A 17,349-nucleotide genomic window follows, 5' to 3' on the forward strand; every position below is an offset into this window, starting at 1 on the left:
TCCCGGACCCCCGGTCCGGCGTAGCGGGGAGCGAGTCCCCGTTTCGCTCGGACAGTGGGTTAAACGGGGAGTGGGTCCCCGGATATTTCATGAACACGATGTGACCTGCGGCACACCTGTTCGCCGCCGTCGGTGGCGCGCTCGAGGGCGGGCGCCGGGTCGCCCCCGACCCCGCCACCGACTCGCCTCCACGGCGCGACCACCGGCCCGGCCGCGCCCCGGACCCACCACACCGCGCGTACCGTCGCAACCCGCCACGCCACCGCCACCCGTTCGGCGGCCCCGCGCGGGCGCGGGATCGCCCGGCGGCGCAGCGTGGTGGGGAGATGACGCCCAAACGCCCCCGGATACCACCGGGCTTCCGAATACGGCGCAGACGCGCGGGTCCCCGCATACGCGCGAGCGGCGACCACCCGACTGGCCGCCACCGCCCGCACCGGGCCCCGCGTACGCCGCACCAGGCCGGCGCGCCGCCCCTCGGCCACACGCCGCCCCGCGGCCGTACGTCGCGCCGGGGCCGCGCGCTCGCGACCGCCGCCGCCCTGCTGCTGGCCGTCGCCGCGCCGGCGACCGCCCCGCACATCCCCGCCGCCCCGCGGCCGATCCACGCCCCGGCACTGCGCGGCTCCGCCGCGGCGGGCCGGGCGGCCTGCACCCCACCCCGCCCCCATGACGTGGCGATGTCGGAGGGGATGCCCACCGCCCCCGGCTACAGCCGGAGCACCGGCACCGTCCGGGCCCTCACCCTCATGATCGACTTTCCCGACGTGCCGGGCGAGGGCAGCGCGCGGGAGCGCTTCGCCGAGTTCTTCCCGCAGACCGCACGGTGGTTCGCCCGCGGCTCCTACGGGCGACTCGACTACCGCGCGACGGCCCCGCTGGATCACTGGCTGCGGATGCCCCGGACGTTCCGCTCGTACGGCCTCCGGCGCGGCTCCGGCTTCGAGCCGGGCTATCGCGCCCTGGTCCGCGACATCGCCGCGGCCGCCGACCACAAGGTCGACTTCCGCCGGTACGACCTGATCAACGTGCTGCTCACCCCCAACGCCGGGCCGCCCGCCGCGCGGACCGTGCTGTCCGTCACCTTCTCCGGGAACACCGACGCGCCCCGCGCGGACGGCGTTCCGCTGGCGAACGTCTCGTTCGTCTACAGCCGCCAGGACGACGGCAGCGGCTCACTGACCAGGACCGGATTCCGCGTCCTGCCCCACGAGAACGGCCACAGCTTCGGGCTGCCCGACCTCTACACCGGCCGGGGCGGCGACAGGGTCGGACACTGGGACGTGATGTCCGAGGACTGGGGCGTCGGCAACGACCTGATGGCCTGGCACAAGTGGAAGCTCGGTTGGCTGACCCCGGCCCAGGTGGTCTGCGCCGCGCGCGCCGGCACCTCGACGCACACCCTCAGCCCGCTCGGCCGCCGCGGCGGTGGCGCCAAGCTGCTCTTCGTGCCCGTCTCGACCTCGGGCGGCTACACCGTCGAGGCCCGCACCAACGAGGGCAACGACGACGGCGTGTGCAAGCCCGGCGTCCTGGTCTCCTGGGTGGACGTCGGCTTGGGCTCCGGAGACGGCCCGATCACGGTGATCGACGCCTCCCCCAAGAGCCGCGGGTGCACCAGGGAACCCAATGTGCACCCCGGTCTGAGCGACGCGACGTTCACGCCCGGCGAGAGCCTGCGCGACGCCGCGCACGGCATACGCATCGGCGTCACCACGCGCGACGGGCATGGCGCCTACCGCGTGGAGGTCACCCGCCGGCCCCCGCTCAACCGCTGACCCGTCGCCCGCCGGCTCCGTCAAGCGCCGGCCCCGTCACGCCCATGTGCCGACCCCCGCCACGGTCATGTGCCGGTCTTCCGCCACGCTCATGTGCCGGCCTCTGTCACGCTCATGCGCCGGCTCCCGCCACGCGCCGACCCGTCCCGCGCCGGCTCCGTCCCGCGCCAGCCCCGTCCCGCGCCAGCCGGCGTCGTCCGGCGATCCGGCGCCGCCCGGCGACCGTCGCGGCACCCCGGACAGCGCTCCCGGGGCGTCCGGGGTCACCCGGTGGGCCAGTGGTGCCGGCCCAGGCTGATCAGGAGGAGCTGCCGCTGAGCGGTACGCGCGATGCGTCGCACGGCCTCGGACTCCATGCCCGCCCCGGCGCCGGGCACGGCACCCGCCGAAGGTGCCGCGCCCGCCGCCCCGGCCTGGCGCCCTCCGGAATCCGACGTCTCGTCAGTTGCCTTCTCTCCTATAGATACAGACGCTCCGTCAGCTGTCCTCTTCTCTATAGGCGCAGTCGCCTCGTCGGCCACTCCCTCGACCGCGGGCAGCGGTTCCGACCCCGCTTCCCCGACACCCTCACCCGCACCCTCACCCGCACCCTCGTCCGCACCCTCCGGCTGCGCCTCCAGGAAGGCCGTCGCCGTCATCACCATGTGGTCGACGTAGAGCTCGGCGAGCATCCGCACGTCCTCCGCGCTCCACCCCTCCGCGGCGAGCTGCGAAGCCAGCGCCTCCGCGACCTCCTTCGCGAACCGGTCGAGTTGGGTGGCGATCGCCTCACGCACCGGCCGCACCCCGCCGTGGCGTTCGCGGGCGATGAAGCGGACATGGGCGGGGTAGCGGCGGACATGCTCGGCGACGGCCCGCACCGAGCCCTCGATCCGCTCCTCGTCCCCGTCCTGCTCGGCGAGGATCGCCCGGATCATGCCGTGCAGGCTGCCCAGCGACTCCTCCACCAAGGCCACGCCGAGGTCCGCCATGTCCCGGAAGTGCCGGTAGAAGGCGGCCGGGGCGATGCCCACCACGCGCGTGACCTCGCGCAGCCCCAGGCTGCTCAGGCTCTGGTCGGCCAGCAGCCGCAGGGCGGCGTCCAACAGCGCCTGTCGGGTCTTCAGTTTCTGGGCCTGCCGGATGCCGAGCGTGTGACTCATGTCATTCAGTAAACAGCCGTTCGCCGACTTTGGCCAGCGTAGGATGGAGATGTCAGTGAACAGTTGTCATCTCAACTGTTCACTGAACCGAAACACGCGCGACACACGGCGCGGAACGCGGCGCGCACGCACCCGGCGTGCCGAACGCGGCGCGCCGGAGACACAGCACACAGAAGCAGACGGTGCGCGGCAGCCGCCGCGCACGACACCGCAGGCCATCCTTACGAGAAAGGCCGCACATGCTCTTCCTGGTCGCAGTGCTCGCCCTCATGGGCATCGTGCTGGGCGCGGCGGCACACACCCCGCTCCCGGTCTTCCTGGCCGCCTCGGCCGCCATCGCCGCCTGGCTGCTGGCCTTCTTCCTGCGCGAACGCCTGACGGCCCAGCACACGCCCGACGCACAGAAGGGACGCTGACCGATGGACCACGCCACGCTGACCACGCACACCGGACGTTCCTCGCACACGGCACCTTCCTCGCACACGGCACACCCCCCGCACCCGACGGGCTCCGCGCCCAGCCGCTCGGCGCCGACCCGCGGTTCCGACCCCCGCGCGGACGCCGACGGGATGGCGGTGGCCTCGTTCGTCCTGGGCCTGATCGGGCTGCTGTTGTTCAATCTGGTCTTCGGCCCATGCGCGATCGTCCTGGCCGGCCTGGCGCTCGCCCGGGGCACCGGGCGCCGCGGCCGGGCACTGCTCGGGCTGACCCTGGGCGTCGCCGACCTGGTCGTTCTGGCGGTGCTCGTGACCGTGAACGACGCGGTGTTCTGGCACTTCGGAGGCTGATTCGGAGCCAGGAACGAGGCGTGGCACGGAACCCCAGGCTGGACATCCACTGAAGTTAGGCTAACCTAACCTCGACTTCGGTCCGGCGGGCCGTCCCCGTGCCACGCTCCGTCCGCTCCCAGAGAAAGACTCCTCCCCATGCCCAACGCCAGAGCCCTCCCCCTCTCCCGCCGCGGACTGCTCGCCGCGGGCGGCGCCGTCGGCCTCGGTGCCCTGGTCACCGCCTGTGGGAGCAAGGACTCCAAGGGATCCGACAAGTCGGGTGGTGCGGCGAAGAAGAGCGGTCCGTGGACCTTCACCGACGACCGTAAGACCAAGATCTCCAAGAAGAGCACCCCGCAGCGCATCGTCGCGTACATCGGCTCGGCCGCCGCGCTCTACGACTTCGGCGTGGACAAGCAGATCGTCGGCACCTTCGGCCCGACCACGCTCAAGAACGGCGAGCCCGACAAGCAGGCCGGCGACCTCCCGGTCGACCAGGTGACCGTGCTCGGCAACGAGTGGGGCCAGTTCAACGTCGAGAAGTACGCGGCGCTCCGCCCCGAGCTGCTCATCACCAACATGTACGACCCGGGCGCGCTCTTCTACGTCCCGGACGACAGCAAGGACAAGATCCTCGGCCTGGCCGACAGCGTCGCCATCACCAGCGGCCGGGTGTCCATGCTGGACCCCATCAAGCGCTACGCCGAGCTCGCCGAGTCGCTGGGCGCCGACCTGAAGGCCAAGAAGGTCGTCGAGGCGAAGGCCCGCTTCGAGAAGGCCGCCGAGACCCTCCGCAAGACCGCCAAGGGCTCCAAGATCAAGGTCATGGCCTGCTCCGCCAGCGCCGACCTGTTCTACGTCTCCAACCCGAAGGTCAACGCCGACCTCATCTACTTCAGCGAGCTGGGCGTCGAGTTCGTCGAGCCGAAGAAGCTGGACCAGGGCGGCTACTTCGAGAGCCTGAGCTGGGAGAACGCCGACAAGTACGACGCGGACCTGCTCTTCCTCGACGACCGCACCGCGACCCTCCAGCCCAAGGACCTGAAGTCCAAGCCGACCTGGTCCAAGCTGCCCGCCGTCAAGGCCGGCCAGATCACCGGCTGGAGCAGCGAGCCGCGCTTCTCCTACGCCGGTGCCGCCCCGCTCATCGAGGCGCTCACCAAGGCCATCCAGGACGCCAAGAAGGTCAGCTGACGCCGACCCCGACCCACCACCGGACACCCCGGGCCCATGGCACCCATGGCACCCACGGCACTCACGGCGCGTGAAAGGAACACCCCTCTCACATGACCACCGCAGCCACCACCACCGCCGTTCCGTTCCGCTTCTTCGACGCGCGCGTCACCGGAACCCGATCCCTCGGCCCCTCCATGGTCCGGATCACCTTCGGCGGCCCGGAGCTCACCGAGTTCGCCACGGGCGGTCGCGACCAGAGATTCAAGCTCTTCCTTCCGCAACCCGGCCAGGACGCCCCCGTCGTCCCGGTCGAGGCGGGCGTGGAGTGGTTCTCCGTGTGGCGTGCCATGGACCCGGAGACGCGTGGGGTCATGCGCTCGTACACCGTGCGCGACCAGCGCCGGGCCGACGACGGATCCGTCGAGCTCGACGTGGACTTCGCGCTGCACGGCGCCGACTCCGCCGCAGCGAGCGGCCCGGCCGCCCGCTGGGCCGCTCGCGCCGAACCGGGCGACCGGGCCGTGCTCCTGGGCCCGATCGCCCCGGACAACGCCGGGGTGGACTTCCGCCCGCCGGCCGGCACCGACTGGGTGCTGGTCGCGGGCGACGAGACCGCGCTGCCCGCCGTCTCGGGCATCCTCCGCTGGCTGCCCGCCGGCACCCCGGCCCGGGTCTGGATCGAGGTGCCGCACGCCGAGGACATCCAGCGCCTCGACACCGAGGCGGACGCCGAGATCATCTGGCTGGTGCGGGACGGCGGCGACGGCCGCCCGCGGACCGACCTGATCCCGGACGCGGTGCGCGCCGCGAGCCTTCCCGAGGGCACCGCGTACGCCTGGATCGCCGGCGAGGCCGGCACCGTGCGGACGCTCCGTCGCCACCTGGTCCGCGAGCGCGGTTTCGACCGCAAGGCCGTCATGTTCACCGGCTACTGGCGCCGTGGCGCCACCGAGGAACAGCTCATCGAGGAAGCCGTGACCAACCCGGCCCCCAGCGAGGACTAAACGTTTCTTCGAGCTCCGGTCGGCCGCCGACCGGGAGCCTCCGTCTCCCCGCACGCCTCCCCTCCCCGTAAGCCGCCCCCGTACGCCCCCGCCCGTACGAGGACCTCCCTACGCCCTCCTGACGCCTCCCCCCTCGAAACTCACCGCGCACGCCTCCTCCTCACCCCGCACGGAGCGACCGCGCCGCCCTGCCTCCTGCCTCCTCTCACACCCCTCACCGCGTCGCCGGCCCGTCCGCACGACCCTCGACACCCTCCGGACGGGGCCCCGGCCAGGGCACCCCCATGCCCGCTTCAGAAAGGACATTCCGTTGAGCCTCCTCGCGAGCACCTCCGAGGACCCGTCGACAGGAACCGCCACCGCACCCGTAGCCGGGGCGGCGGATGCCAGGTCGTACCTGTTCAATGACCGTACGGCGGACAGCTACCGGCGCTCCGTGGCCGACGGCATCGCGCTGGTGGCCGACACCGTCACCCGCACCGACCGCCCGTTCTCCGGCGTGACCCCCGACGAACTGGCCCCGCGGATATCCGGGATCGACCTGGACCAGCCGCTCGGCGACGCCGGCGCCGCGCTGGAGGAGCTGGAGGAGGTCTACCTCCGCGACGCGATCTACTTCCACCACCCCCGCTACCTCGCCCACCTCAACTGCCCGGTGGTGATCCCGGCGCTGGTCGGCGAGGCGGTGCTGTCCGCCATCAACTCCTCGCTGGACACCTGGGACCAGAGCGCCGGCGGCACCCTGATCGAGCGCCGCCTGATCGACTGGACCACCGAGCGCCTCGGCCTGGGTCAGGACGCCGACGGCATCTTCACCAGCGGCGGCACCCAGTCCAACTTCCAGGCCCTGCTGCTCGCCCGCGAGGAGGCCGTCACCCAGGCCCTGAAGAACGCCGCGGAGCCGCTGACCCAGCACGACATCCTCCCCCGGCTGCGCATCCTCTCCTCCGAGGTCAGCCACTTCAGCGTGAAGAAGTCCGCGAAGCTGCTCGGGCTCGGCCAGGACGCGGTCATCTCCGTGGAGACCGACCGCGACCGCCGGATGCGGCCCGCCGCGCTCGCCCGCGAGCTGGAGCGCTGCCACCGCGAGGGCCTGGTCGTGATGGCCGTGGTGGCCACCGCGGGCACCACCGACTTCGGCACCCTCGACCCCCTGCCGCAGATCGCCGACCTGGCCGCCTGGGCCGGCACCTGGTTCCACGTGGACGCCGCCTACGGCTGCGGGCTACTCACCTCCCGCACCCGACGCCACCTGCTCGACGGCGTCGAGCGCGCCGACTCGGTCACCGTGGACTACCACAAGTCCTTCTTCCAGCCGGTCAGCTCCAGCGCGGTGCTGGTCCGCGACCGGGCCACGCTGCGCCACGCCACCTACCACGCCGACTACCTCAACCCGGCGCGCATGGTCGAGCAGCGCATCCCCAACCAGGTCGACAAGTCGATCCAGACCACCCGCCGCTTCGACGCGCTGAAGCTGTGGATGACCCTGCGCATCATGGGCGTGGACGGCCTCGGCGCCCTCTTCGACGAGGTCTGCGACCGCGCGGCCGACGCCTGGACGCTGCTGGACGAGGACCCCCGCTACGAGGTCGTCACCAAGTCCCAGCTCTCCACCCTGGTCTTCCGCTACCTGCCCCCGGAGGGGGCGCTGCGGGAGCTGACCGACGAGGCCAACCTGTACGCGCGGGACGCGCTGGCCGCCTCCGGCGAGGCCGTCGTGGCGGGCACCACGGTCGACGGGGCGCACTACCTGAAATTCACCCTGCTCAACCCGGAGACCTCGCTCGACGACATCGCGCACGTCCTGGACCTGCTGGCGGAGCACGCCGGCCGCTACCTGAACGAACACGCCGCCGCCCCCGCCCGCCGCGCCAGCTGAACGGAAGATCCCATGTCCACCACCTACGACTTCGTCGGCATCGGCCTCGGCCCGTACAACCTGGGTCTGGCCTGCCTCACCGAGCCGCTCGACGAGCTGAACGGCGTGTTCCTGGAGAGCAAGCCGGACTTCGAGTGGCACTCGGGGATGTTCCTCGACGGCGCCCACCTCCAGACCCCGTTCATGTCGGACCTGGTCACGCTGGCCGACCCGACCTCCCCGTACTCCTTCCTGAACTACCTGAAGGAGTCCGGCCGGCTGTACTCCTTCTACATCCGCGAGAACTTCTATCCGCTGCGGACGGAGTACAACGACTACTGCCGCTGGGCGGCGGCGAAGCTCACCAGCGTCCGCTTCAACGAGACGGTGGAGACCGTCGAGTACGACGAGGCCGAGGAGGTGTACGTCGTGCGCACCGTCGACGGCGTCTTCCGCGGCCGCCGCCTGGTGCTGGGCACCGGCACCCCGCCGTACCTCCCCGAGTCCTGCCGTGACCTGGGCGGGGACTTCCTGCACAACTCGCGCTACATGGAGCACAAGGCGGCGCTGCAGGCCAAGGAGTCCATCACCCTGGTCGGCAGCGGGCAGAGCGCCGCGGAGATCTACTACGACCTGCTGTCGGAGATCGACGTCCACGGCTACCGGCTCAACTGGGTCACCCGCTCCCCGCGGTTCTTCCCGCTGGAGTACACCAAGCTGACCCTGGAGATGACCTCCCCGGAGTACATCGACTACTTCCACGCGCTGCCCGAGGACACCCGCTACCGGCTGGAGACCGAGCAGAAGGGCCTGTTCAAGGGCATCGACTCGGAGCTGATCAACGCCATCTTCGATCTGCTCTACCAGAAGAACCTCACCGGCCCGGTCCCCACCCGGCTGCTGACCAACTCCGCGCTCCAGTCGGCCTCGTACGACTCCGAGAGCGGGACGTACCGCCTGGACCTGCGCCATGAGGAGCAGGGACGGGACTTCACCCTCACCACCGAGGGTCTGGTGCTGGCGACCGGCTACCGCTACCAGCCGCCGGCCTTCCTGGAGCCGATCCACGACCGGCTGCGCTGGGACGCCCACGGCCGCTTCGACGTCGCCCGCAACTACAGCGTCGACACCACCGGGAACGGCGTCTTCCTGCAGAACGCCGGCACCCACACGCACAGCGTCACCTCCCCCGACCTGGGCATGGGCCCCTACCGCAACTCCTGGATCGTGCGGGAGCTGCTGGGCCGCGAGGTCTACCCGATCGAGAAGGCCATCGCCTTCCAGGAGTTCGGCGCCCCGGAGGTGTCCCTCTGATGTCGGAGATCCTCTTCCGCCGGCACGACGACCGGCTCGGCGAGTTCGCCATCCGCCCCCTGGACCCGGACGCGGACGCGGAGCTGCTGCACAGCTGGGTGACCCACCCCAAGTCCGCGTTCTGGATGATGCAGGACCTGTCGGTGGCCGAGGTCGGCGCCGAGTACCGCAAGATCCACGAGCACGCGCACCACGACGCCTTCATCGGACTGTACGAGGGCCGCCCGGCGTTCCTCGTCGAGCGGTACGACCCGTCGCGGCTGGAGCTGGTCGGGCTGTACGACGCGCGGCCGGGCGACGTCGGCATGCACTTCCTGTGCGCGCCCACCGACATCCCGTTGCACGGCTTCACCCGCGCGGTCATCACCACCGTCATGGAGCTGCTCTTCTCCGACCCGCGCAACCGGCGCGTGGTCGTGGAGCCGGACAGCCGGAACAAGGCCGTCCATGCCCTCAACGCGGTCGTCGGCTTCGAGGTCGTCGGACCGATCCAGAAGCCGGAGAAGGAGGCGCTGCTGAGCGTCTGCACCCGCGAGCGGTTCCTGGCCAGCCAGGACCGCGGCGGCTCCAGCCTCACCGGCGCCGTCGCCCACCTCACCCCCGAGCGCTGGGAGCGGGCCGGCCGACTGCTCATCCGCAAGGCGCTGGCCGAGTTCGCGCACGAGCGGCTGCTGACGCCGGAGCGGCTCCCCGACGGCGGCTGGTCGGTGCGCGGCGACGACCGGAGCGTGGAGTACCGCTTCGCGGCCTCGGTGCTGACCCTGGACCACTGGCAGGTCGACGCCGACTCCATCACCCGCCATCGGGACGGCGTGGAGCTCCCGCTGGACGCGCTCGACTTCTTCATCGAGCTGCGGGAGACGCTGGGCCTGAGCGACGAGATCCTGCCGGTCTATCTGGAGGAGATCAGCTCCACCCTCTCCGGCACCGCCTACAAGCTGGGCGAGGCGCGGCTGAGCGCCGCCGAGCTGGCCGAGGCGGACTTCCAGGCGATCGAGACCGGGATGACCGAGGGGCACCCCTGCTTCGTCGCCAACAACGGGCGGCTGGGCTTCGGCGTGCACGAGTACCACGCGTACGCGCCGGAGGCGGCCAGCCCCATCCACCTGGTGTGGCTCGCCGCGCACCGCGACCACTCCACGTTCACCTCCTGCGCGGACATCGACTACGACACGCTGATGCGCGAGGAGCTGGGCGAGGCGACCCTGGAGCGGTTCGCGGAGACCATGCGCGAGCTGGGCCTGGACCTGGCCGACTACCAGCTGATCCCGGTCCACCCCTGGCAGTGGTGGAACAAGATGTCGGTCACCTTCGCCGCCGAGATCGCCCAGCGCCGCCTGGTCTGTCTGGGCGAGGGCGACGACGCCTACCTGGCCCAGCAGTCCATCCGGACCTTCTTCAACGTCAGCGCCCCCGAGAAGCACTATGTGAAGACGGCGCTGTCGGTGCTGAACATGGGCTTCATGCGGGGCCTGTCCGCCGCCTACATGGAGGCGACCCCGGCCATCAACGACTGGCTGGCCCAGCTGATCGCCAACGACGTGGTGCTGCGCGCCACCGGCCTGACGATCATCCGGGAGCGGGCCGCCATCGGCTACCGCCACCGGGCGTACGAGGCGGCGACCGACCGCTACTCGCCGTACCGCAAGATGCTGGCCGCGCTGTGGCGGGAGAGCCCGGTGTCCGGCCTGAAGCCGGGCCAGAAGGTGGCCACCATGGCCTCGCTGCTGCACGCCGACACCGAGGGCCGGTCCCTGGCGGCCGCCCTGATCCGGCGCTCGGGGCTGGCGCCGGAGGAGTGGCTGCGCCGCTACCTGCGCGCCTATTTCACCCCTCTGCTGCACAGCTTCTACGCCTACGACCTGGCGTACATGCCGCACGGCGAGAACGTCATCCTGGTCCTGGAGGACGGCGTCGTCCAGCGGGCGATCTTCAAGGACATCGCCGAGGAGATCGTGGTGATGGACCCGGACGCGGCGCTGCCGCCGGCGGTCCAGCGCATCCGCGCGGAGGTCCCCGAGGACGTCAAGCTGCTGTCGATCTTCACGGACGTCTTCGACTGCTTCTTCCGCTTCCTGGGCGCCACGCTGGCCGAGGACGGGGTGGTGGACGAGGAGACGTTCTGGCGGGCGGTCGCCGAGTGCGTCATCGCCTACCAGGAGTCGGCGCCGCACCTGACGGACAAGTTCCGGCAGTACGACATGTTCGCCGAGGAGTTCACGCTGTCCTGCCTCAACCGGCTCCAGCTGCGCAACAACAAGCAGATGGTGGACCTCGCCGACCCGGCGGGCGCCCTGCAGTTCGTGGGCACCCTGCGCAACCCGATCGCGCGTTTCGCCCCCGGGGCCTGACCCCGAGGCCGCGCGCCCAGCCGCCGCCGGGCGGCTCCCACTCGCTCCCGCCTGTCATGCCGCCGTGCGGGAACGAGGGGAGCCGCCCGGCGGTCTTTCCCGCGCGCCCTCAGCGCGCCTCCTCGCGCTGGTCACGCTTCTCGCGCTTGCCCGGCCCGCGGACGTGGTTCTCGGGGTAGGCGCACACCGAGCAGTACCAGCAGGGCGGATAGGGGTAGGTGGTGTCCCACCACATGGGGTTGCGGCACGTCCCGCAGGAGGGCGGCGCGGGCTGGGAGCCGCTGGGCGGCGGCGCGGCGCGGCGGAGGCTCATCGCGGGATCGTCCCGCACCACCGAGGCTCAGACCGCATCCCATGGCCATGGCTCACCCCATCGGGCGAAGGGGGACGACGGAATGCGTTCTTCGGTCTAGACCTATTGGCGCTTGGTCTAGTCCTTTCTACGCTCCGTCCCCATGCGGGGTGAGCGCGACAAGTCCATCTCCGGAGGGCTCGGGGTGGTTCGGAGCAGGTCTCCGAGGCGACCTCCGAGGCGTGATCTCCGGGGCGCGCCTCCCCGGGCGGTGCAGGTTCCTCACTCACCGGCCCGTGCGCGCACGCGCGGGCCGTCACACCCCCCCGACGCGAGGAGCACCCTTGAGACGCGTACGACGCTCACCACGCTTAGGGACGGCGGCGCTGACCGCCTTCCTGCTGCCCGTCGCCGCACTGGCCGGCCTCGCCACCCCCGCCGCCTCGGCGGCCCCGACGGAGTCGACGGCGGCCGCGGCGGCCACCGCCACCTTCGCCAAGACCTCCAGCTGGGACGGCGGCTTCCAGGGCCAGTTCACCATCAAGAACACCGGCACCACGACGATCAACTCCTGGACCGTGGAGTGGGACTTCCCCTCCGGAACCTCCGTCGGCGCGTACTGGGACGCGCTGGTCACCACCTCCGGCGGCCACCACACGGCCCGCAACCGCGAGTACAACGGCACCATCGCGCCCGGCGCCAGCGCCAGCTTCGGCTTCGTCGCCGGCGGCGACGGCGAGCCGTCCAGCTGCACGCTGGACGGCGGCTCCTGCGACGGCGCGCCACCCACCGACACCCCGCCGAGCGCCCCCGGAGCCCCCACGTCCACCGGCGTCACGGCCACCTCGATCTCGCTGAACTGGCCGGCCGCCACCGACGACAAGGGCGTCAAGAACTACGACCTGCTCCGCGACGGGTCGGTCGTCGGCACCACCGGTGCGACCTCGTACACCGACACGGGCCTGACCCCGGGCACCGCCTACACCTACACGGTGGTGGCCCGGGACTCGGCGGGCCAGACGGGCCCGGCGAGCCCGCCCACCACCCTCCGGACCTCGGGCTCCGGGACCGACGAGCCGCCGGGCGCCCCCGGCGCACCTCAGGCGAGCGAGATCACCCAGACGGGCCTCGCACTGACCTGGACCGCGGCCACGGACGACAAGGGGATCAAGAACTACGACGTGCTGCGCGGCGGCACGGTCGTCGGCACCTCCGACTCCACCTCGTACACCGACACCGGCCTGACCCCGGGCACCGACTACACGTACACCGTCGTGGCCCGCGACACCGCCGGCCAGACGGGCCCGGCGAGCCCGCCCACCACGGTGCGCACCCAGGGCGGGGACAACCCCACCGAACGAGTCAAGGTGGGCTACTTCACCCAGTGGGGCATCTACGGCCGCGCCTTCCCGATCAGGAAGCTCGACACCAACGGCGCCGCCGCCAGGCTCACCCACGTCAACTACGCCTTCTCCAACCTCCACCCGACCGAGCTGACCTGCCTCAACGGCGTCACCAAGGCCACCACCCCCAACCCCCAGGACCCCAACCAGGGTGACGGGGCCGGGGACTCCTGGGCCGACTACGAGAAGGGCTTCGCCGCCGGCGAGTCCGTGGACGGCGTCGGGGACACCTGGAACCAGCCGCTGGCCGGCAACTTCAACCAACTGAAGAAGCTCAAGGCCAAGTACCCGCACCTGAAGACGACCATCTCCCTCGGCGGCTGGACGTACAGCAAGTACTTCTCCGACGCGGCCAAGACCGAGGGCTCCCGCCAGAAGTTCGTCAAGTCCTGCGTCGACATGTACATCAAGGGCAACCTGCCGGTGGTCAACGGCCGCGGCGGCACCGGCGTGGCCGCCGGCGTCTTCGACGGCATCGACCTCGACTGGGAGTGGCCCGGCGCCGAGGGCCACCCGGGCAACCACTGGTCACCCGAGGACAAGGCGAACAACACCCTGCTGTTCGCCGAGTTCCGCAGGCAACTCGACGCGCTCTCCACGACCACGGGCAAGAAGTACCTGCTCACCGCCTTCACCCCGGCCGACCCGGCCAAGATCGCGGCCGGCTGGGACATCACCACCAGGGACGGCACGCCCAGCGTCTTCGACTACATGGACTTCGCCAACGTCCAGGGCTACGACTTCCACGGCTCGGGCAACGACAACTCCTGGGAACCCGACCGCACCGGCCACGCCGGCAACCTCTACCGGGACGCCCAGGACCCGTACACCACGAAGTTCAACGTCGACGACACGGTGAAGGTCTACCTGGACGCCGGCGTCCCGGCCAGGAAGCTCACCGTCGGCCTGGCCTTCTACGGCCGCGGCTGGCAGCAGGTCGAGGACGGCGGCGCGAAGGGCGAGTGGCAGAAGGCGGGCGGCGCCGCCCCCGGCCAGTTCCCCGAGGAGGCCGGCACCCGCGGCTACGACAACCTCATCGCCTCCCTCCCCAACCTGACCGTGCACCACGACGAGCAGTCGGTGGCCACCTACGGCTACACCGGCCCGAACGGCCAGTGGTGGACCTTCGACGACGCCTGGTCCATCGGCAAGAAGACCGCGTACATCAAGAGCAGGGGCCTCCTCGGCGGGATGGTCTGGGAGATGTCCGGCGACAGCGGCACCCTGATGACCGCCCTCGACACCGGCCTCCGCTGACCCTCCCCTCCCTCCTCCACCCCTCCCCGTCCCCCACACACCCGCACTGACCTGCGGAAAGGAGATTCTTGCCAGCGCGGAGGCGGGATCCGCTAGGCTAGTCGCCGGATCCGCGTGATCCCCCCGCCTCCGTAGCTCAGGGGATAGAGCACCGCTCTCCTAAAGCGGGTGTCGCAGGTTCGAATCCTGCCGGGGGCACCAGCGCGAAGGCCCCGGACCGATCATGGTCCGGGGCCTTTGACATCCACTTCTGACATCAACCGCGGCGGTCAGCCAGGGACGGTACCCGGGCCAGGGCGCCGCTTGAGCAGCCGGTCCATGTGGCTGATGGCCTCGCGCTGGGTGTCCTGGACGACGTGGGTGTAGACGTCCATGGTGATGCTGATCTGACTGTGCCCGAGGATCTCCATCACGACGCGGGGAGCCACGCCGGCGGCGGTGAGAAGCGTCGCACACCCGTGGCGGGCATCGTGGAGCCGAATGACGCGAAGCCCGGCCTTCTCGGCCACTCGCGTGAACGAGCGGTAGAGGTTGCGCGGCTCCACGGGGTGCCCGGTCCGAGTGGTGAAGACGTGACCGCCGTCCCCCTTCCACTTCTCCCCCGCGCGCTCCCGGATGTCCACCTGCCGCATCCGGTGCCACCGAAGCGGTGCGATGCACATCGCGGGCAGCGGTACCGCACGACGGCGCCGGCCCTTCGGGTCGTCGTCGTAGAGCACTCCGCGCCGACGCTGCGTCTGCTGGCGGACGTAGAGAACGCGCTTCTCCAGGTCGACGTCAGCCCAGCGAAGGCCGACGATCTCACCCCGGCGTAGCCCCATGGTGATGGCGAGGACGAAGGCCGCGTACAGCGGATCCCGGCGGGCAGCGGCGAGGAAGCCCAGGGTCTCGTCAAGGGTCCACGGGGTCAGCTCACGGGCCTTGGCACGGGGTGGCTCGACGAGGCTCGCCACGTTGCGCGTGATCAGTTCTTCCCGGCAGGCGGCCGAGAGCGCGGTGCGGAGCACCCGGTGCGATTCCTTCGCCGTGGCCGCGGTGGTCTTCCGCTCCAACTGGACCAGAAAGCGGCGTACGTCGGTGACGCCGAGAGACTCCAGTCGCTTGGCTCCGATCAACGGCACCAGGTACAGCCGCACGTGCGCCTCGTACTTGTCGTACGTGCTCAGCTTGCGGCGCGGTTTGACGACGTTCTCCAGCCAGTACGGCAGCCACTCGGCGAGCTTGGCCGACTTGGTGGGCACCGGTATGCCGGAGTCCACCTTGGCCAGGAGATCGCGACGCTTGGTGTCGCACTCGGTCCAGGTCTTGCCGTAGGCGAACTTGCGGGCGCGGGTGCCGTCCGGCTGAAGGACGTAGACGGCGCACTGGTACCGGCCGTCCTTGCGCTTGGTGATGGTGCCCGCGCCGTTGGGGTTGCGCTTGCGCTGCGGTGGCATCAGGCGGCCTCGGCAATCTGGTGGGTGATGAAGTCGCGGAGTGCGGCGGCGGGTATGCGTCGGGCGCGGCCGATGGTGATGGAGACCAGGCGGTGCGAGCGGATCAGGTCGTAGACGGTGGAGCGACCGAGCTTGAGCCGGGCCATGACCTCCGGCACGGTGAGCAGCTCGTCAGCCATGGGTGGGTTCTCCTTCCGTTCCGGAGGCGGGGGTGATGGTGGCGGCGAGCCATTCCTCAGCCGGGGTGAGGCCGGCCCCGGCGTAGGCCCAGTGGGCGAGGACGAGCGTGGTGTCGTCGTCCTGGTCGGGGCCGGTGGTGGAGGCGTTGGCCTGGGCGCGGCGCCAGGCGGCGCGGGTGTCGCGGAGTGCGCCGAGGGTGGTGGAGTAGCGGCGGGACTTGGTGGAGAAGTGGCCGCGGAAGCCGAGCATGTGGGCCCAGGCGCGGAGCCGGAGGTGTTCCAGGTCCTTGCGGGCGCCCAGGGACCAGGCGGTGCGGATCAGCCGGCAGGCGTGCTCGGTGATGTCGAGCTGCGCGAGTTCAGCGATGAACCGGAGGGGCCGGTCAAGGGCGCCCGTCGCGGTCTCGGCTCCCTTGGTGGCGTACTTGGCGATGTAGGCGGCGACAGCGCGTTCGGTCAGCTCGGTGCCGTGGTCGAGTTCGGGCCCGCGGATCGGCCGTACGTCGAGCTGCTCACCGAAGGCGAAGGTGCGGGCACGGCCGTCGATCACGGGACCGGCGACCTTGGCCTTGGAGGCGGCGGCGCGGATGGCGTCGTCCAGGAGGGCGACGGTAGCCCAGGCCGGGGGCGGGGTGTCGCCGCCGTCGGGTCCGTCGAGGCGTATGACGGCGTGGAAGTGGACGGCGCCGCGTTTCTGGTACTCGGCGACCTTGGCGAAGGACAGCCGGGCGTGGTGGCGAAGGGCTCGTTGGGTGAGGCCGGCCCGCTTGGCGATCTCCCGGCGGAGGTAGACGGAGAAGCGTCGCCACAGGGGTCCGGCGTGCGCGTTCCAGAGGACGGCGGCTTCGTAGTCGTAGCGGTCGGGGTCGAGCGGGGTGCCGAGGAGGGCGTCGTCCTGGTCGTGGCGGGCGCCGCAGCGGCAGGGCCGCACCGTGCCGCCGGGCCCTTTGGGTCGGTTGTGGACCGGGCCGAAGCCTGGTGCGGTGAAGGTGGCGAAGACGCGGGGGTGTGTGGCGACCCGTTCGGGGACGCCTTTGCCGCCGCGGAGTCCGGCGGTGATCAGGTGGAAGGTGTCGCGGCGGTAGGTCTCGGCGCAGGCGGGGCAGCGGGTGACGCGGCGGTTGTTGCAGCGCACGAGGAGGTGGCCGGCGGGCAGGTCGGCCGAGTCCAGGTGGTGCAGTACGCGGCCGATCTCGCCGGTTCGTCGGTCGACGTGGTGCTCGGTGCGGTGGCCGTCGAGGCGGATGGGACGGGTGCAGCCGCCGAGGCCGGAGAGCTGGCGGAGCAGGGCGGGCAGGGTGCCGAGGGCCGCCAGGGTGCCGAGTTCGGGCAGCGGCGGCGGGGTGGCGCGGGTGATGATGGTGACTCCTCTTGCGGCGTCGGTCGTGA

13 protein-coding genes, 1 tRNA gene and 2 pseudogenes are annotated in these 17,349 nt (G+C 71.2%); 11 read left to right on the forward strand and 5 right to left on the reverse strand.

Annotated elements, in window-relative coordinates; all coding sequences use genetic code 11:
• The first annotated feature begins 326 nt into the window (after positions 1–326).
• Positions 327–1,778, forward strand: coding sequence for a M6 family metalloprotease domain-containing protein (locus LRS74_RS12500; RefSeq protein WP_277741081.1), 1,452 nt, complete (start codon positions 327–329; stop codon positions 1,776–1,778).
• 602 nt (positions 1,779–2,380) lie between these two features.
• Here the strand turns inward: LRS74_RS12500 and LRS74_RS12505 are convergent.
• Positions 2,381–2,920, reverse strand: a pseudogene (locus LRS74_RS12505) (TetR family transcriptional regulator); the annotation flags it as partial.
• Between the two features lie 239 nt (positions 2,921–3,159).
• On the opposite strand from LRS74_RS12505, the gene LRS74_RS12510 reads away from it, so the two are divergent.
• From LRS74_RS12510 to LRS74_RS12545, 8 genes and pseudogenes are all read left to right on the forward strand, one after another.
• The gene (locus tag LRS74_RS12510; RefSeq protein WP_277741082.1) at positions 3,160–3,336 is read left to right on the forward strand and encodes a hypothetical protein; all 177 of its coding nucleotides are present in this window, start codon (positions 3,160–3,162) and stop codon (positions 3,334–3,336) included.
• A gap of 3 nt (positions 3,337–3,339) precedes the next feature.
• Complete coding sequence (locus LRS74_RS12515; RefSeq protein ID WP_277741083.1) at positions 3,340–3,708, forward strand: DUF4190 domain-containing protein; 369 nt, start codon at positions 3,340–3,342, stop codon at positions 3,706–3,708.
• 138 nt (positions 3,709–3,846) lie between these two features.
• Complete coding sequence (locus tag LRS74_RS12520) at positions 3,847–4,884, forward strand: ABC transporter substrate-binding protein (RefSeq protein WP_277741084.1); 1,038 nt, start codon at positions 3,847–3,849, stop codon at positions 4,882–4,884.
• Positions 4,885–4,976: 92 nt separating this feature from the next.
• Entirely contained in the window at positions 4,977–5,870 is an 894-nt protein-coding gene (locus LRS74_RS12525) for a siderophore-interacting protein (RefSeq protein WP_277741085.1), read from the forward strand.
• 310 nt (positions 5,871–6,180) lie between these two features.
• Entirely contained in the window at positions 6,181–7,749 is a 1,569-nt protein-coding gene (locus LRS74_RS12530; RefSeq protein WP_277741086.1) for an aspartate aminotransferase family protein, read from the forward strand.
• Positions 7,750–7,761: 12 nt separating this feature from the next.
• The gene (locus tag LRS74_RS12535) at positions 7,762–9,042 is read left to right on the forward strand and encodes a lysine N(6)-hydroxylase/L-ornithine N(5)-oxygenase family protein (RefSeq protein ID WP_277741087.1); all 1,281 of its coding nucleotides are present in this window, start codon (positions 7,762–7,764) and stop codon (positions 9,040–9,042) included.
• Positions 9,042–9,524 (forward strand): annotated as a pseudogene (locus LRS74_RS12540) (GNAT family N-acetyltransferase); the annotation flags it as partial. The gene LRS74_RS12535 and the pseudogene LRS74_RS12540, both read left to right, overlap by 1 nt.
• 60 nt (positions 9,525–9,584) lie before the next feature.
• The gene (locus tag LRS74_RS12545; RefSeq protein WP_277744728.1) at positions 9,585–11,393 is read left to right on the forward strand and encodes an IucA/IucC family siderophore biosynthesis protein; all 1,809 of its coding nucleotides are present in this window, start codon (positions 9,585–9,587) and stop codon (positions 11,391–11,393) included.
• Between the two features lie 109 nt (positions 11,394–11,502).
• Here the strand turns inward: LRS74_RS12545 and LRS74_RS12550 are convergent, their stop codons facing one another.
• Complete coding sequence (locus tag LRS74_RS12550) at positions 11,503–11,706, reverse strand: hypothetical protein (RefSeq protein WP_277741088.1); 204 nt, start codon at positions 11,704–11,706, stop codon at positions 11,503–11,505.
• A gap of 323 nt (positions 11,707–12,029) precedes the next feature.
• Here LRS74_RS12550 and LRS74_RS12555 point away from each other — a divergent pair, with 323 nt between their 5' ends.
• Together LRS74_RS12555 and LRS74_RS12560 are read left to right on the forward strand one after the other, a co-directional pair.
• A complete protein-coding gene (locus tag LRS74_RS12555; RefSeq protein WP_277741089.1) occupies positions 12,030–14,345 on the forward strand; it encodes a glycoside hydrolase family 18 chitinase in 2,316 nt (771 codons plus the stop codon).
• 125 nt (positions 14,346–14,470) lie between these two features.
• A tRNA-Arg gene (locus LRS74_RS12560) sits at positions 14,471–14,546 on the forward strand.
• Between the two features lie 68 nt (positions 14,547–14,614).
• Here LRS74_RS12560 and LRS74_RS12565 read toward each other — a convergent pair.
• Genes LRS74_RS12565 through LRS74_RS12575 form a run of 3 tightly spaced genes read right to left on the reverse strand, consistent with a single transcriptional unit; the run spans position 14,615 to position 17,257 of the window.
• On the reverse strand, positions 14,615–15,781 hold the full coding sequence (locus LRS74_RS12565; protein ID WP_277741090.1) for a site-specific integrase: 1,167 nt from the start codon (positions 15,779–15,781) through the stop codon (positions 14,615–14,617).
• On the reverse strand, positions 15,781–15,960 hold the full coding sequence (locus LRS74_RS12570) for a helix-turn-helix domain-containing protein (protein ID WP_277741091.1): 180 nt from the start codon (positions 15,958–15,960) through the stop codon (positions 15,781–15,783). Before LRS74_RS12570 ends, LRS74_RS12565 begins: the two co-directional genes overlap by 1 nt.
• On the reverse strand, positions 15,953–17,257 hold the full coding sequence (locus tag LRS74_RS12575; protein WP_277744729.1) for a replication initiator: 1,305 nt from the start codon (positions 17,255–17,257) through the stop codon (positions 15,953–15,955). The genes LRS74_RS12570 and LRS74_RS12575 overlap by 8 nt, the downstream gene beginning before the upstream one ends.
• Between the last annotated feature and the right edge of the window lie 92 nt (positions 17,258–17,349).

The organism is Streptomyces sp. LX-29, from assembly GCF_029541745.1.
In the GTDB taxonomy this organism is placed as follows: Bacteria; Actinomycetota; Actinomycetes; order Streptomycetales; family Streptomycetaceae; genus Streptomyces.

What these genes read in the sequence shown, in the direction of transcription:
- LRS74_RS12500 (WP_277741081.1), top strand. Translation starts at nt 327, where the DNA reads ATGACGCCCAAACGCCCCCGGATACCACCGGGCTTCCGAATACGGCGC.
- LRS74_RS12510 (WP_277741082.1), top strand. Translation starts at nt 3,160, where the DNA reads ATGCTCTTCCTGGTCGCAGTGCTCGCCCTCATGGGCATCGTGCTGGGC.
- LRS74_RS12515 (WP_277741083.1), top strand. Translation starts at nt 3,340, where the DNA reads ATGGACCACGCCACGCTGACCACGCACACCGGACGTTCCTCGCACACG.
- LRS74_RS12520 (WP_277741084.1), top strand. Translation starts at nt 3,847, where the DNA reads ATGCCCAACGCCAGAGCCCTCCCCCTCTCCCGCCGCGGACTGCTCGCC.
- LRS74_RS12525 (WP_277741085.1), top strand. Translation starts at nt 4,977, where the DNA reads ATGACCACCGCAGCCACCACCACCGCCGTTCCGTTCCGCTTCTTCGAC.
- LRS74_RS12535 (WP_277741087.1), top strand. Translation starts at nt 7,762, where the DNA reads ATGTCCACCACCTACGACTTCGTCGGCATCGGCCTCGGCCCGTACAAC.
- LRS74_RS12550 (WP_277741088.1), bottom strand. Translation starts at nt 11,706, where the DNA reads ATGAGCCTCCGCCGCGCCGCGCCGCCGCCCAGCGGCTCCCAGCCCGCG.
- LRS74_RS12565 (WP_277741090.1), bottom strand. Translation starts at nt 15,781, where the DNA reads ATGCCACCGCAGCGCAAGCGCAACCCCAACGGCGCGGGCACCATCACC.
- LRS74_RS12570 (WP_277741091.1), bottom strand. Translation starts at nt 15,960, where the DNA reads ATGGCTGACGAGCTGCTCACCGTGCCGGAGGTCATGGCCCGGCTCAAG.